Annotated in this window: 12 protein-coding genes; 1 reads left to right on the top strand and 11 read right to left on the bottom strand. The window is 74.0% G+C overall.

Annotated features, from left to right (window positions below; translation table 11 throughout):
• Positions 1-50 precede the first annotated feature (50 nt).
• Positions 51-377 (top strand): MGMT family protein, encoded by a 327-nt coding sequence (locus ABD223_RS34605; protein ID WP_344040948.1) that lies wholly within the window; start codon positions 51-53, stop codon positions 375-377.
• Here ABD223_RS34605 and ABD223_RS34610 read toward each other — a convergent pair.
• The 11 genes from ABD223_RS34610 to moeZ all read right to left on the bottom strand — a co-directional run bounded on the left by ABD223_RS34610 (position 340) and on the right by moeZ (position 14,108).
• The gene (locus tag ABD223_RS34610) at positions 340-729 is read right to left on the bottom strand and encodes a tetratricopeptide repeat protein (RefSeq protein ID WP_344040949.1); all 390 of its coding nucleotides are present in this window, start codon (positions 727-729) and stop codon (positions 340-342) included. The two genes, ABD223_RS34605 and ABD223_RS34610, sit on opposite strands and share 38 nt — an antisense overlap.
• A complete protein-coding gene (locus ABD223_RS34615) occupies positions 726-1,742 on the bottom strand; it encodes a pirin family protein (protein ID WP_344040950.1) in 1,017 nt (338 codons plus the stop codon). Before ABD223_RS34615 ends, ABD223_RS34610 begins: the two co-directional genes overlap by 4 nt.
• Before the next feature lie 263 nt (positions 1,743-2,005).
• Entirely contained in the window at positions 2,006-2,683 is a 678-nt protein-coding gene (locus ABD223_RS34620) for a sirohydrochlorin chelatase (protein WP_344040951.1), read from the bottom strand.
• Positions 2,680-3,795, bottom strand: coding sequence for a uroporphyrinogen-III synthase (locus ABD223_RS34625; RefSeq protein ID WP_344040952.1), 1,116 nt, complete (start codon positions 3,793-3,795; stop codon positions 2,680-2,682). Before ABD223_RS34625 ends, ABD223_RS34620 begins: the two co-directional genes overlap by 4 nt.
• A complete protein-coding gene (gene nirD / locus ABD223_RS34630) occupies positions 3,792-4,154 on the bottom strand; it encodes a nitrite reductase small subunit NirD (RefSeq protein ID WP_344040953.1) in 363 nt (120 codons plus the stop codon). The genes ABD223_RS34625 and nirD overlap by 4 nt, the downstream gene beginning before the upstream one ends.
• Positions 4,151-6,667, bottom strand: a complete 2,517-nt coding sequence (gene nirB, locus ABD223_RS34635) for a nitrite reductase large subunit NirB (protein WP_344040954.1) — start codon at positions 6,665-6,667, stop codon at positions 4,151-4,153. The genes nirD and nirB overlap by 4 nt, the downstream gene beginning before the upstream one ends.
• 117 nt (positions 6,668-6,784) lie before the next feature.
• Positions 6,785-8,143, bottom strand: coding sequence for an MFS transporter (locus ABD223_RS34640; RefSeq protein WP_344040955.1), 1,359 nt, complete (start codon positions 8,141-8,143; stop codon positions 6,785-6,787).
• A gap of 100 nt (positions 8,144-8,243) precedes the next feature.
• Entirely contained in the window at positions 8,244-9,692 is a 1,449-nt protein-coding gene (locus ABD223_RS34645; protein WP_344040956.1) for an FAD-dependent oxidoreductase, read from the bottom strand.
• Positions 9,689-11,662, bottom strand: a complete 1,974-nt coding sequence (locus tag ABD223_RS34650; protein WP_344041019.1) for a molybdopterin oxidoreductase family protein — start codon at positions 11,660-11,662, stop codon at positions 9,689-9,691. The genes ABD223_RS34645 and ABD223_RS34650 overlap by 4 nt, the downstream gene beginning before the upstream one ends.
• Positions 11,663-11,859: 197 nt before the next feature.
• Positions 11,860-12,657, bottom strand: a complete 798-nt coding sequence (locus tag ABD223_RS34655) for a TIGR02569 family protein (protein WP_344040957.1) — start codon at positions 12,655-12,657, stop codon at positions 11,860-11,862.
• A 278-nt stretch (positions 12,658-12,935) separates the two neighbouring features.
• Positions 12,936-14,108 (bottom strand): adenylyltransferase/sulfurtransferase MoeZ, encoded by a 1,173-nt coding sequence (moeZ, locus tag ABD223_RS34660; RefSeq protein WP_344040958.1) that lies wholly within the window; start codon positions 14,106-14,108, stop codon positions 12,936-12,938.
• Between the last annotated feature and the right edge of the window lie 53 nt (positions 14,109-14,161).

Raw genomic sequence — 14,161 nt, forward strand, 5'->3', positions numbered from 1 at the left:
ACGGCCCACCGACAGGCCCGTCACCGGCAGGCCGTGGAATGCTGTTTCCCGTGGACGAACAGTTGCACGAGGCGGTGCGGGAGGTCGTGCGCTCCATCCCGGCCGGGCGGGTCGCCACCTACGGCGACGTGGCCGACCTGGCGCGCGCCCCGTCGCCGCGGCTGGTGGGCCAGGTCCTCAACGGCGACGGGCACGACCTGCCGTGGCACCGGGTGCTGCGCGCCAACGGCACTTGCGCGCCCCACATCGCCGAAGAGCAGTTGCAGCGGCTGCGCGAGGAGGGCGTGGTCGACCGGGAAGGCAAGGTCGACCTGCGCAAGTACCGGTGGGAGGACGCCGTCAAGGAGCCCGAGGAGGAGCCTCCGGGGCTGTGGTGACGCGCTCCCGGACGCGTGCCACCTCCTGCTCGACCTCCGGGTCGCGCGTCAGCGCGGCCGCCAGCTTGAGGTGCGGCAACGCCTCGGCGTGCCGGCTCTGGCGGCTCAGCGTGCGGCCGAGCAGCAGGCGGGCGTAGCCGTCGGCCGGGTCCAGCTCGACCAGCGCGGTCAGCACGCGCTCGGCCTTGCCCAGCGCGGCGGACCGGAAGTGCGCCAGCGCCAGCTCGGTGAGCACGGTGCGGTCGCGCGGCGCCTGCTCGGCGGCCTCGGCGAGGTAGCGGGCGGCGCCGCTGGGGTCGCCCGCGGCCAGGAACCCGCGGCCCCGGCGCAGCAGTTCGACGACGTCGGTCATGACAGCTCCTCGTCCGCCGGGGTGACGTGGGGGACCTGGGTCCGCCCGAGTCGCCCGGCCTGGAAGTCCTCGATGGCTTGGATGATCTCCGCGCGCGTGTTCATCACGAACGGGCCGTAGCGCGCGACGGGCTCGTTCAGGGGCAGGCCGCCGAGCACCAGCACGTCCCACGCGGTGGCGGCGTGCGACGTGGCGGCGTGCGCGGTGAGGGCGCTGCCCCGGCCGAAGACGGCCAGTTGGCCCTCTTCGAGCGGGCGGCGCTCGTGGCCGACGTCGCCGCGGCCGGAGAGGACGTAGACCATGGCGGTGAAGTCCTCCGGCCACGGCAGGTCGAGGCGGGCGCCGGGGCTGAGCGTGGCGTGCAGGTAGGTGATCGGGGTGCGGGTCACGCCGGGGCCGTGGGAGCCGGCCACGTCGCCCGCGATGACGCGGACCAGCGCGCCGCCGTCGCCGCTGGACAGCAGGGTGGTGTCGCGGGCGGCGATGTCCTGGTAGCGCGGCGGGGTCCACTTCTCGGCGCGCGGCAGGTTGACCCACAGCTGGACGCCGTGGAACAGGCCGCCCCTGGCGATGACGTCCTGCGGCGGCAGCTCCGAGTGCAGGACGCCGCTGCCCGCGGTCATCCACTGCGTGCCGCCGTCGGTGATCAGGCCGCCGCCGCCCGCGGAGTCGCGGTGCTCCAGCACGCCGTCGATCATGTAGGTGACGGTCTCGAAGCCGCGGTGCGGGTGCCAGGGCGCGCCCTTGGCCTCGCCGGGGCCGTACTCGACCGCGCCCATGTGGTCCAGGAGCAGGAACGGGTCGGCGTTGGCGAGGTCGACGCCCGGGAAGGGGCGGCGGACCTTGAAGCCCTCGCCCTCCAGGGACTCCCGCGCCCGGACGACCTCGCGGACCGGCCGCCACGCGGTGGCGGTGGCGGGCAGCTCGGGGAGGCGGGGCAGGGTGAGCGTGTCGGCGGTGACGGCGGGCATGGCTGCCTCCTTCGGCTGGGCCTCCCGGATCGGGCGGCTCACCCGCGTCAACCTTGTTGAAACCTCAACTATTCCGCGCGAGCGTTGAACTCGGGGGTCCTGGACGTACGACACGGTGGACCTGGACGTACGACTCGCGCGTTCTGGACGTGCGACACGCCGGGACCGAGTGGAGGACACGTGATGTCCGAGCGGAGGACACGCGCGGGGGAAAGGGCTTTCACCGGCGTGTCGTCCGGTCGGGTGTCGCGAGTCGTGCGGTCAGGTACCCCGAGTTCTGCGTTCGGGGGCGCCGTGTTCTGCGTTCAGGCCGCGCCTTGGAAGCAGCGGGCCTCGTAGTAGCGCAGGAGGACCGCTTCCACCACGCGCAGGTGGGCGCCGATGGGGGCGGCCACCACGTCCGCGCCCGAGGCGGCCACCGCGCGGTGGAACAGGCCCGGGGCGAGGAGCCAGGAGGCCACCGCCACCCGGCCCCGCGTCTCGGCCCGGGCCCGGGCCACCACGTCGGCGATGCGGGGGGTGGCGGTGGCGGCGTAGCCGATGGTGACGGGGCCCACCCGGCGGGACAGGGCGTCGGCCACGGCGCGCACGTCGGCCAGGGCGCGGGGGTCGGAGGAGCCGGCGGCGGCCAGGACCACCGGGTCGCCCGGACGCCGGCCCGCCTCGGCCAGGCGGGACAGCAGGGCCGGGACCAGGGCGGGGCCGATGGGGGCGGTGACCGCGGTGTCCGGGTGGCCGGAAGCCGCCACCTGGGCCGGGATGTCCACGCGGACGTGGTAGCCGGCGGCCAGGAAGGCCGGGACGACCACGGCCGGGCCGGTGACCGACGACAGGACCGACGTCACGTCCGGTTGGCGGACGTCGGCGTAGGCGACGTGGACCGGCACGCCGCCCAGGCGGGCGCGGACCAGCGAGGCGATCTCCTCCACCACCACGGCGCCAGCGGGGTCGCGGGTGCCGTGGGCGACCAGGACGAGGGTCATACGGCCACCCCCGCGGGGTCCATGGCCAGGCGGTAGCCGCGCTTGACCACGGTGGTCACCATGCGCGGTTCGCCCAGGGCCGTCCGCAGCCGGCCGATGGCGGTCTCCACGGCGTGCTCCTCTCCGCCGCCGGGCAGGGCGGCCAGCAGGTCGCGGCGCGAGACCACCCGGCCGCGGGCGGCCGCCAGCACGCGCAGCACGGCCATCGGCGCGGGCGGCACGGGGCGCAGCTCGCCGTCCACCACCACGGCCTGGCCGCGCAGCTCGACGTCGCGGGCGGCGATGCGCAGGCGGGTGGCCCGCGCGGGCAGCTCCAGGGTCAGCTCGCGGGCCAGCGCGCCGATGCGGGCGCGGGCGGGCTGCACCACCGGCACGCCGGCCCGCACCAGCGGGGCCGCGGTGATCGAGCCCACCGCGACCACCAGGACGTCGCCCTGGAGCGCCGAGACCAGCTCGGGCAGCCTGCCCAGCTGCTCGGCGGCGCCCAGCACGGACGCGGCGGCGGGCGCGCTGGTGAACGTGAGCGCGTCCACCTGGCGCGCCAGCACGGCCTCCAGCAGCCGCTCCAGCGGCGCCGCGTCCTGCGGGCCGGTCCACCGGTAGACGGGCACCGAGATCACGTGCGCGCCCGCGTCCCGCAGGGCCGTGGTGAACTCGGGCAGCGGCTCGCCGTGCAGCTGCACCGCGATGCGCTTGCCCGCCACACCGGACCGCAGCAGGTGGTCCAGCAGCTCGGCGTTGCTCTCGCCCTCCGGGGACCACTCCTCGACCAGGCCGGCGGCGCGGACCGCGCCCCTGGCCTTCGGGCCCCGGGCCAGCACGGTCGCGCCGGACAGCTTCGTCAGCAGCCTGGCGGCCAGGCCCCAGCCCTCGGCGGCCTCGAACCAGCCGCGGAAGCCGATGCCGGTGGTCGCCACGGCGACGTCCACCGGCTCCTCCACCACGGTCCGGGTCGCGGCCAGCAGCTCCGCGTCGTCGGGCAGCGGCACGATGCGGATCGCGGGGCCGTGCAGCACGGTGGCGCCCTTGCGCTCCAGCAGCGCGCCCAGCTCGTCGGCCCGCCGGGCGGCGGTGACGCCGATCGTGTACCCGGCCAGCGGAGCGGCGTTCACGCCGACCCGACCCGGACGACGTCGGCCACCCGGGCCCCGTCGGCCGGACCGACCAGCACCACGCCGTCGACCACCTCCACCGGGTGCGCGGGCACACCGGTGGCCGGGTCGTCCAGGCACTTGCCGCTGGACAGCTCGAACGCCTGCTTGTAGACGGGCGACACCACCACCGGCACGCCGCCGCGGTCGCCGACGATGCCGCGCGACAGCACGGCCGCGCCGCTGAACGGGTCGACGTTGCCCAGCGCGTGCACCGTGCCCGCCGAGGTGAGGAACACGGCCACCTGCGTCCCGTCCGGGAGCAGGGCGGCGACGCCGCGGTCGGGCAGCAGGGCGCTCAACTCGCACACGGGTGTCATCGGGAAACCTCCGCCTGGTCGTTCGCTCCGCGCAGAGCCGGGACCCCGAGCGGAACCGGCACCTTCTGACCGCGCTCCTCGCGGAAGGAGATGGTGGGGTCGGGCGTGCCCGGCGCGTTGACGAACGAGGTGAACCGGGCCAGCTTCTCCGGGTCCTCCAGCACGCCGCGCCACTCGTCGGCGTAGCCGTCGACGTGCTTGGCCATCGCGGCCTCCAGGTCGGCGCAGATGCCGAGGCTGTCGTCCACGATCACCGCCCGCAGGTGGTCGAGGCCGCCCTCCAGGCCCTCGATCCACGTCGAGGTGCGCTGGAGCCGGTCGGCGGTGCGGATGTAGAACGCCAGGAACCGGTCGATGAGCCTGATCAGCGTCTCGGTGTCCACGTCCGACGCGATCAGGTCGGCGTGCCGCGGGGTGAAGCCGCCGTTGCCGCCCACGTACAGGTTCCAGCCGTTCTCGGTGGCGATGACGCCGAAGTCCTTGCCGCGCGCCTCGGCGCACTCGCGCGCGCAGCCGGACACGGCGGACTTGAGCTTGTGCGGCGACCGCAGGCCCCGGTAGCGCAGTTCCAGCGCGATGGCCAGGCCCACGGAGTCCTGCACGCCGTAGCGGCACCACGTGGTGCCCACGCAGGACTTCACCGTGCGCAGCGCCTTGCCGTACGCGTGGCCGGACTCGAACCCGGCGTCCACCAGGCGCTGCCAGATCCGCGGCAGCTGGTCGACGGTCGCGCCGAACAGGTCGATGCGCTGCCCGCCGGTGATCTTGGTGTAGAGGCCGAAGTCGCGCGCCACCTCGCCGATGACGATCAGCTTCTCCGGGGTGATCTCGCCGCCGGGGATGCGCGGCACCACCGAGTAGGTGCCGTTGCGCTGGATGTTGGCCAGGAAGTGGTCGTTGGTGTCCTGGAGCGCGGCCTGCTCGCGGCCCAGCACGTGGCCGTTGTCCAGCGACGCCAGGATCGAGGCGACGGCGGGCTTGCACAGGTCGCAGCCCCGGCCGCGGCCGAAGCGCGCGACCAGCTCGGAGAACGTGGCGACGCCGGTGGACCGGACGATCTCGAACAGCTCGGCGCGCGACTGGTCGAAGTGCTCGCACAGCGCCTTGGACTGCTCGACGCCGCACTCGGACAGCAGCTTCTTCAGCATCGGCACGCACGAGCCGCAGCCGGTGCCCGCCTTGGTGCAAGCCTTGATGCCGGGCACGTCCACCGCGTCGCCGGAGTTCACCGCGTCCACGACGTGCTGCTTGGTGACGGCGTGGCACGAGCAGACCTGCGCGTCGTGCGGCAGGGACAGCTCGACGCCGCCCGCCGGCCCGATCAGCGTCACCGGGTCGCCGGGCACCGGGCGGCCCACCAGGGGCCTGAGCAGCGGGTACTTGGAGGCGTCGCCGACGAGGACGCCGCCGAGGAGGGTCTTCGCGTCGTCGGACACCACGACCTTGGCGTAGGTGCCCGCGACCGCGTCGTTGACCACGACCTCCAGCGCGCCCTCCTCCTTGGCGTGCGCGTCGCCGAACGAGGCCACGTCCACGCCGAGGAGCTTGAGCTTGGTGGACGTGTCCGCGCCGGGGAACGCCGCGCCGCCGCCGAGCAGCCGGTCCGCGACGACCTCCGCCATGGAGTACCCGGGCGCCACCAGGCCGTACACCACGCCGTCGAGGTTGGCGCACTCGCCGATGGCGTAGACGTGCTCGTCGGAGGTGCGGCACGCCTGGTCGACGAGGACGCCGCCGCGCTCGCCGACGGCCAGGCCGGACGCGCGGGCCAGCTCGTCGCGGGGCCGGATGCCCGCGGAGAACACCACGACGTCGAGGTCCAGCTCGGTGCCGTTGGACAGCTTGGCGATGAGCCGGTCGCCGTCGCGCTCGATGGACGAGGCGGAGGTGCCGGTGTGCACGGTCAGGTCGAGCTTCTCCACCAGCCGCTTGAGCAGGCCCGCGCCGCCCTCGTCGACCTGGAGCGGCATCAGGCGGGGACCCAGCTCGACCACGTGCGGCGACACACCCATGCCGCGCAGCGCGTTGGCGGCCTCCAGGCCGAGCAGGCCGCCGCCGAGCACCATGCCCGAGTGCCGGCCGGCGGACCTGGAGGCCTCCACGGTGGCGCGGATGGCGTCCAGGTCCTCGATCGTGCGGTAGACGTGGCAGCCGGGCAGGTCGCGGCCGGGCACCGGCGGCACGAAGGGGACGGAGCCGGTGGCCAGCACCAGCGCGTCGTAGCGCTGCGTGCGGCCGGCGGTCGTGCGGACCTCCCGGGCGGCCGGGTCGAGGTGCACGACCTGCTCGCCGAGGTTCAGCTCGACCAGGTCGTCGTCGTGCGGCTCCATCGCGAGCGCGGAGGCGTCCCAGGTGTCGACGTAGGAGGACAGGGCGACGCGGTCGTAGGCGGGGCGGTTCTCCTCGGCGAAGACGACGACCCGCCACTGGTCGGTCGCGTCCTTCTCCCTCAGCGCCTGGACGAGACGGTGCCCGACCATGCCGTGACCGACCACCACGAGCGTTCGAGTCATGGACCAATCCCCTCCTTATGCCCGGGGTTATGCTCACCGGGCGCCGTGTCGTGCCAAGGTCGCGAATGTTTCGCAGGGGTTAAAGCAGGCTCACGCCGCACGTCAGCGCGGTGTGCGTCAGACGCCCGCGTACGCGAGGCTCGGCACCCGGACGAAAACGCGTCGACGCAGGTAGAACCACCAGGTCGTGGTCACGCACAGCGCGTAGAACACCAGGAACGCCGCGAGGGCGGGCGCGAGCGTCCCGCTGCCCTCCAGCGAGAACTTGAACACCAGGTTGACCAGCACGCCGCCGAACGCGCCGACCGCGCCCGCGATGCCGACCACCGCGGCGGCCTGCCGCTTGGCCGAGGCGAGGTCCTCCACCTGCGTGGCGAAGATCGCCGGGATCATCCGGTAGGTGGAGCCGTTGCCGACGCCGGCCAGCACGAACAGCCAGATGAACGAGCCGAAGAACAGCCCGAAGCTGCCGACCTCGGTGCTGATCAGCACGCCGACCGTGCCGACCGCGAGGCCGAGGAAGGTCAGCAGGGTGATCCGCGCGCCGCCGAACCGGTCGGAGAGCCACCCGCCGAACGGCCTGCTCACCGAGCCGATCAGGGCGCCCAGAAAGGCCAGCGCGACGAAGCCCCTGTGGTCGACGAAGCTCAGCTTGATCAGCGACGGGAACGCGAACGAGAAGCCGATGAACGAGCCGAACGTGCCGATGTACAGGAACGACATCACCCAGGTGTGCTTGTTGGACAGCGCCTTCTTGTAGGAGGTGCCGTCCGGCCTGGCCTGCACCAGGCTGTCCATGAGGAACCACGAGCAGGCCGCGGCGACCACGACGAACGGCATCCAGAACGCGGCCGCGTAGGCGAGGTTCACGCCCGCGCCGAGGGTGATGACCATCGGCACGACCAGCTGCACCATCGCCACGCCGAGGTTGCCGCCCGCCGCGTTCAGGCCCAGCGCCAGGCCCTTCTTGCCCTCCGGGTAGAAGAACGAGATGTTCGCCATGGAGGACGAGAAGTTGCCGCCGCCGAAGCCCATGGCGGCCGAGGTGAGCAGGAAGAACCAATAGGGCGTGCCCGGGTTCGCCACCGCGACGATCAGCATGGTGCACGGGATCAGCAGGAGGCTGGCGCTGATCGTGGTCCACGCCCGGCCGCCGAAGCGCGGCACCGCGAACGTGTAGGGGATGCGCAGCACCGCGCCGACCAGGTTGGGCACGATCAGCAGCCAGAACTGCTGACCCACCGAGAAGTCGAACCCGACGGGGCCGAGGCTGACCACCACGATGCTCATCAGGCTCCACACCGTGAAGCCCAGGTTCTCCGCCAGGATCGAGAACACCAGGTTCTTGCGCGCCACGCGCTTCCCGGTGCGCTCCCAGAAAGCCGGGTCCTCCGGCTCCCAGTGCTCGATCCACCGCCCGCCGCGCTTCTCCCGCGGCGCAACGGCCTCGGTCTCGGTCTCCACCACCGTGCTCATTGGACCCTCCCGGACACCGGATTCCACTGGTGGGAACGGTAGGAACGGCCTATTACCCCCGCGTTGGAAGAGGTGTCGCGGCCGACAACTCCCGCGCACATCACGCCGGCTGCGGCTGTGAGGCGGCGAGCCAGTCGACGATGCCGCACACCGCGTCCTTGCAGCCGCCGCAGCCGGTGCTCGCCCTGGTGGCGTCGGCGATCGCCGACACCGTGGTGGCGCCCGCCCGCCAGGCGCCGACCAGCTGCCCCTTGCTGACCGTGTTGCAACGGCAGACCACGGCGGACGCGGGCAGGTCGGCGGGGCTGGCCTCGACGCCGCCGCCGGTGGGCAGGGCGCGGCCCAGCAGCAGGGCCAGGCGGTCGGTCGGTGCGGGCAGGCCGCGGTCGTAGAGCTGGGTGATGGCCGCCGCGGCGTCGGGCGCGCCGAGCACGATCGCGCCGGTCACCCGGTCGTCGCGCAGCACCAGCTTGGCGTAGCGGCCGCGCGCCGGGTCCTGGAAGCACAGCACCTCGGCGTCCGGGCAGTCCACGTCCACGTGCACGTCGCCCAGCGCGGCCAGGTCGACGTCGCGGGCCTTGAGCCTGGTCACGACGGTGGTGCCCGCGTAGCGGGCGGCGGGCGCGACGCCGGTGAGCCGGTCGGCGAGCACGGCCGCCTGCTCCCACGCGGGCTGGACCAGGCCGGACACCGTGCCGACGTGCTGGGCGCAGTCGCCGATGGCGTGCACGCGCGGGTCGCTGGTGCGCAGCGCGTCGTCGACCAGGACGCCCCGGTCGACCGCCAGGCCCGCCTGCTCGGCCAGCGCCGTCTCGGCCCGCACGCCCGCGGACACCACGACCAGGTCGGCGGGCACGTGCGTGCCGTCGTCGAGCTCCAGGCCCTCGCCCGGCACGTACCGCCCGGCCAGCGCGCCGAGGCGGAACTCGATGCCGAGCCCTTCGAGGGTCTTGGCGAGCACGCGGCCCGCGCCGGGGTCGAGCTGGCGCTCCATGAGGTGGCCGACCGGGTGCACCACGGTGACCAGGCAGCCCCGGCCGGCCAGGCCGCGGGCGGCCTCCAGGCCGAGCAGGCCGCCGCCGATGACCGCGACCGGGGTGCCCGGCGACGCCTTCTCCACGATCAGGGCGCAGTCGTCCAGCGACCGGAACGCCACCACGCCGGGCGCGAGCTCGCCGTTGCCGTCGAGCAGCCCCTCGGTCGGCGGCACCCACGAACGCGCGCCCGTGGCCAGGACCAGCGCGTCGTAGGGCACCTCGCCGTCGCCCACGTGCACCACGCGCCGGGTGCGGTCGATCTTGGTGACGGCCTCGTTGAGCCGCAGGTCGACGGAGTGGCGGGCGGCCCAGTCGGTGTCGTGGAGCCGCACCGCGTCCGCCGTCAGCGACCCGGCCACCACGCTGGACAGCAGCACCCGGTTGTAGGCGGGGTGCCCCTCGGCGCCCAGCACGGTCACCGCGACCCGTTCGGCGCCGGGGTCGCGACGGCGGATCTCGTCGGCCAGCCGGGCCCCGGCCATGCCGTAGCCCACGACGACAACGTTCCTCATACCGTCTCCAATCGGACCGCGCACACCTTGAACTCGGGCATCCGGCTGGTCGGGTCCAGCACCGGGTTGGTCAGCAGGTTGGCCCGGCCGTCGCCGGCGTAGTGGAAGGGCAGGAACACGACGTCGATCCGCATGGACGGCACGCAGCGCACCCGCGCCGCGGTCCGGCCGCGCCGCGACACCACGGCCGCGGGGTCGCCGTCGCGCAGGCCCGCGCGGGCCGCGGTGTCCGGGTGGACCTCCACGTAGGCCTCGGGTTCGGCGGCGTTCAGCTCGGCCACCAGCCGGGTCTGCGCGCCGGACTGGTAGTGCTGGAGCACCCGGCCGGTGGTGGCCTGGAGCGGGTAGTCGGCGTCGGGCAGCTCGGCGGGGCCGCGGTGCTCGACCGGCGTGAACCGGGCCCGGCCGTCGGGGTGGGCGAAGCGGTCGAGGAAGACCCGCGGCGTGCTGCGGTCGACGACGGGCCAGTGCAGCGCCTCGCCGGCGCGCAGCCGCTCGTAGGTGACGCCGGAGTAGTCGGCCGCGCCGCCCGCGGAGGCCCGGCGCAGCTCCTCGAACACCACCTCGGGCTCGGTGGGGAACCGCTCGGCGGGCTGCCCGAGCCGGGTGGCCAGGCCCTGGAGCACGTCGAGGTCGCTGCGCACGCCCTCGGGCACGGGCACGGCCCGCTGCCGCAGCAGGACCCGGCCCTCCAGGTTGGTCATGGTGCCGCCCTCCTCGGCCCACTGGGTGACCGGCAGCACCACGTCGGCGACCGCGGCCGTCTCCGACAGCACCAGGTCGCACACCACCAGCAGGTCCAGCGCCGCCAGCCGGTCGGCGACGTGCCCGGCGCGGGGCGCGGAGACCACGACGTTGCTGCCGAACACCAGCAGCGCCCGGGGACCGCCGGGTTGGCCGAGCGCGTCGAGCAGCTCGTAGGCGGACCTGCCGGGGCCGGGCAGGTCGTCGACGCCCCAGACGCCCATGACGTGCTCGCGGGCCGCCGGGTCGTCGATCTTGCGGTAGCCGGGGAGCTGGTCGGCCTTCTGGCCGTGCTCCCGGCCGCCCTGGCCGTTGCCCTGGCCGGTGAGGCAGCCGTAGCCGGAGCCGCGTCGGCCGGGCAGGCCCAGCGACAGGGCCAGGTTGATCCACGCCGACACGGTGTCCGCGCCGCTGGAGTGCTGCTCGGCGCCCCGGCCGGTGAGCACGTAGGCGTTGTCCGCCTCGGCGAGCATCCGCACGGCGGCCCGCTGGTCGGCGACCGGCACGCCGGTGACCCGCTCCACCCGTTCGGGCCACCAGGTGGCGGCGATCCGCCAGGCGTCGTCGAAGCCGGTGGTGCGCCCGTCCAGGTACTCCCGGTCCAGGTGCCCGTCGGCGACCGCGGTGTGCAGCAGGCCCAGCGCGAGCGCCAGGTCGGTGCCCGGCGCGGACTGGAGGTGCAGGGTGGCCAGCTCGGCGGTCGCCGTGCGGCGCGGGTCGACCACGATCAGCTCGGCGCCCTTGAGGTGCTGCACGAACGGCGGCATGGTCTCCGCCGGGTTGCCGCCGACGAGCAGCACGGCGTCCGCGCGGTCGAGGTCGGTGACCGGGAACGGCATGCCGCGGTCCAGGCCGAACGCCCGCAGGCCCGCGGCGGCGGCGCTGGACATGCAGAACCGGCCGTTGTAGTCGATCTGCGAGGTGCCCAGGGCGACCCTGGCGAACTTGCCGAGCAGGTAGGACTTCTCGTTGGTGAGCCCGCCGCCGCCGAACACGCCGACCGCGTCGGGGCCGTGCTCCGCGCGCAGCCCGGCCAGCCGGTCGGCCACCAGGTCGAGGGCCTCGTCCCAGGTGGCGGGCTGGAGCACGCCGTCGCGGCGGACCAGCGGCGTGGTCAGCCGGGCGGGCGAGGTGAGCAGCTCGGCGGAGGTCCAGCCCTTCTGGCACAGGCCGCCGCGGTTGGTCGGGAACTCCCGCGGCGACACCGCGCCGTCGGTGATGGTCATCGCGCACTGGAGCGCGCAGTAGGGGCAGTGCGTGTCGACCCCGATCGCTTTCGCGCGGGGTGCGTCGAGCACGGGCAGGCCGGCGGCGGTCGAGTCGGTCACGTGGCCGACGGTAAGAAGGGGCTGTTAACGGCAGAACGCGCGATGTTTCATCCACGCGAACTTGACTGCTCAGCGCCGGCGGTCGCCGGGTGAGGTCACAGCAGCTCGGCCACCCGCGCGGCGGCGCGCTCCAACCCGACCAGCGAGCGCGGGCCCGACCGGGGGTGCAGGGCGTGCACCGCGAGGCGGAACAGGACGGCTCGCAGCAGGACCTGCGGCCACTCCTCCAGGTGGGCCCACCGGCCCAGGATGCCCTGGTCGGCGCCGCCCCACGCGAGCGCGTCGACCACGACGACCGCGGCGCCGTAGGGCGCGGGTCGCCAGTAGGCGGTGAAGTCGATGATGGCGGGCGGCGCGTCGCCCGCGAACAGCACGTTGCCGAACAGGTCGCCGTGCACGACCTGCGGGCGCAGCGCGACGGGCTTGCGCTCCGCCGCGTACCGCTCGAACAGCCGCCCGCCCAGGTCGGGGTCGAGGTCGGCGTCGCCCTCCTCCCACGCGTGGCGGTCGGCGGTGGCGAACAGGTCGGCGCGGGCGTCGAGGAACCTCGGCCTGGGCAGCCCGGCGGTGGCCCGGTGGAGCTTGACGGCGACCTCGACGACCTCGTCGTGCCGGGGCTCGGCGCGGCCGGACAGGTACTTGGTGGCCGCCCAGCCGCCGACCACGTAGCGGCCGTCGGTGGACCGGAGGGGCCTGGCCACGCGCAGGTCGTCGACGTCGAGCGCGTCGAGGGTCTTGGCGACCCAGGTGGCCTCGGCGGGTTTGCCCGCGGGCCGGACGGCCGCGTCGCCGCACTTCCAGACCGGGCCGCCGTCGATCAGCTCCGGTTCGGCGTCCCGCGCGCCGAACGCGGCGCGCACGTGCGACGGTGGCGGCTCCGGAGACGGGTTCACGGCCGGCACGCTACCTGCACCGGCCGTCTCGGTGGTGGACCTCGCGACGGCAACCTGTGGTGTCCACGCATTCGGCCTAACCGCAATAATGCGGTTTCAGCAACGGCGTGCGCGTTGTGATCAGGGTCACCGACATCGCGCCCACCTCCGCGTTCTCCATGCGACCCCGGCGGGTAACCCCGTGGGCCGCCGACGCCGCCGGACCCCGCGACCGCGCCTCGCCACCGGGGCCGCCGGCGAGGGCGGCCCCGGTGGCGGGGGCCGAGGTCAAGGGGGGCTCAGTAGGTCGGCAGGCTCGGGTCGACCTCGCGGGCCCACGCCAGCACGCCGCCGCCGACGTGCACCGCGTCCTTGAACCCGGCCCGGTGCAGCGCGGCCAGCGCCTCCGCCGAACGCGCGCCCGACTTGCAGTGCAGCACCAGCGGCTTGTCCTGCGGCAGCTCCGCGAACGCCTCGCCCGACAGGATCCGGTCCTTCGGGACCAGCACCGAGCCCGGGATCTTCACGATCTCGTACTCGTGCGGCTCGCGGACGTCGACGAGCAGGAAGTCGTCACCCGCGTCCTGCTTCTGCTTCAGCTCCAGCGGGGTGATGGTGCTGCCCGCCGCGGCCTGCTGGGCCTCGTCGGAGACCACGCCGCAGAACGCCTCGTAGTCGATCAGCTCGGTGATCTTCGGGCTCTCCGGGTCCTTGCGGATCCTGATGGTCCGGTAGGACATCTCCAGGGCGTCGTAGACCATGAGCCGGCCGAGCAGCGGGTCGCCGATGCCGGTCAGCAGCTTGATCGCCTCGGTCACCATGATCGAGCCGATCGACGCGCACAGCACGCCCAGCACGCCGCCCTCGGCGCACGACGGCACCATGCCGGGCGGCGGCGGCTCCGGGTAGAGGTCGCGGTAGTTCAGGCCCTGCCCGTCCGGCGCGTCCTCCCAGAACACGCTGACCTGGCCCTCGAACCGGAAGATCGAGCCCCACACGTACGGCTTGCCCAGCAGCACGGCGGCGTCGTTGACCAGGTACCGGGTGGCGAAGTTGTCCGTGCCGTCCAGGATCAGGTCGTAGTCCCGGAAGATGTCGAGCGCGTTGCCCGAGTTCAGGTGGGTCTGGTGCAGCACCACCTTCACGAACGGGTTGATCTCGGCGACCGAGTCCCGCGCCGACTCGGCCTTGGGCCTGCCGACGTCGGACTGGCCGTGGATGACCTGGCGCTGGAGGTTCGACTCGTCGACCACGTCGAAGTCGACCACGCCGAGCGTGCCGACGCCCGCCGCGGCCAGGTACAGCAGGGCCGGGCTGCCCAGCCCGCCCGCGCCGACGACCAGGACCTTCGCGTTCTTCAGCCGCTTCTGCCCGTCGACCCCGACGTCGGGGATGATCAGGTGGCGGCTGTACCGCGCCACTTCTTCCTTGGTCAGCTCCGCTGCGGGCTCCACGAGCGGCGGAAGCGCCATCTGAGTCCTCCTCGACGAAACATGTCCTCTACCGACGGACAACACCAGCCTGC

Origin of the sequence: Saccharothrix xinjiangensis, from assembly GCF_039527585.1 — a bacterium.
In the GTDB taxonomy this organism is placed as follows: domain Bacteria; phylum Actinomycetota; class Actinomycetes; order Mycobacteriales; family Pseudonocardiaceae; genus Actinosynnema; species Actinosynnema xinjiangensis.

Coding starts and splice junctions, on each gene's coding strand:
- ABD223_RS34610 (WP_344040949.1), bottom strand. CDS start 729: ATGACCGACGTCGTCGAACTGCTGCGCCGGGGCCGCGGGTTCCTGGCC.
- ABD223_RS34620 (WP_344040951.1), bottom strand. CDS start 2,683: ATGACCCTCGTCCTGGTCGCCCACGGCACCCGCGACCCCGCTGGCGCC.
- nirD (WP_344040953.1), bottom strand. CDS start 4,154: ATGACACCCGTGTGCGAGTTGAGCGCCCTGCTGCCCGACCGCGGCGTC.
- nirB (WP_344040954.1), bottom strand. CDS start 6,667: ATGACTCGAACGCTCGTGGTGGTCGGTCACGGCATGGTCGGGCACCGT.
- ABD223_RS34640 (WP_344040955.1), bottom strand. CDS start 8,143: ATGAGCACGGTGGTGGAGACCGAGACCGAGGCCGTTGCGCCGCGGGAG.
- ABD223_RS34645 (WP_344040956.1), bottom strand. CDS start 9,692: ATGAGGAACGTTGTCGTCGTGGGCTACGGCATGGCCGGGGCCCGGCTG.
- ABD223_RS34650 (WP_344041019.1), bottom strand. CDS start 11,662: ATGACCATCACCGACGGCGCGGTGTCGCCGCGGGAGTTCCCGACCAAC.
- moeZ (WP_344040958.1), bottom strand. CDS start 14,108: ATGGCGCTTCCGCCGCTCGTGGAGCCCGCAGCGGAGCTGACCAAGGAA.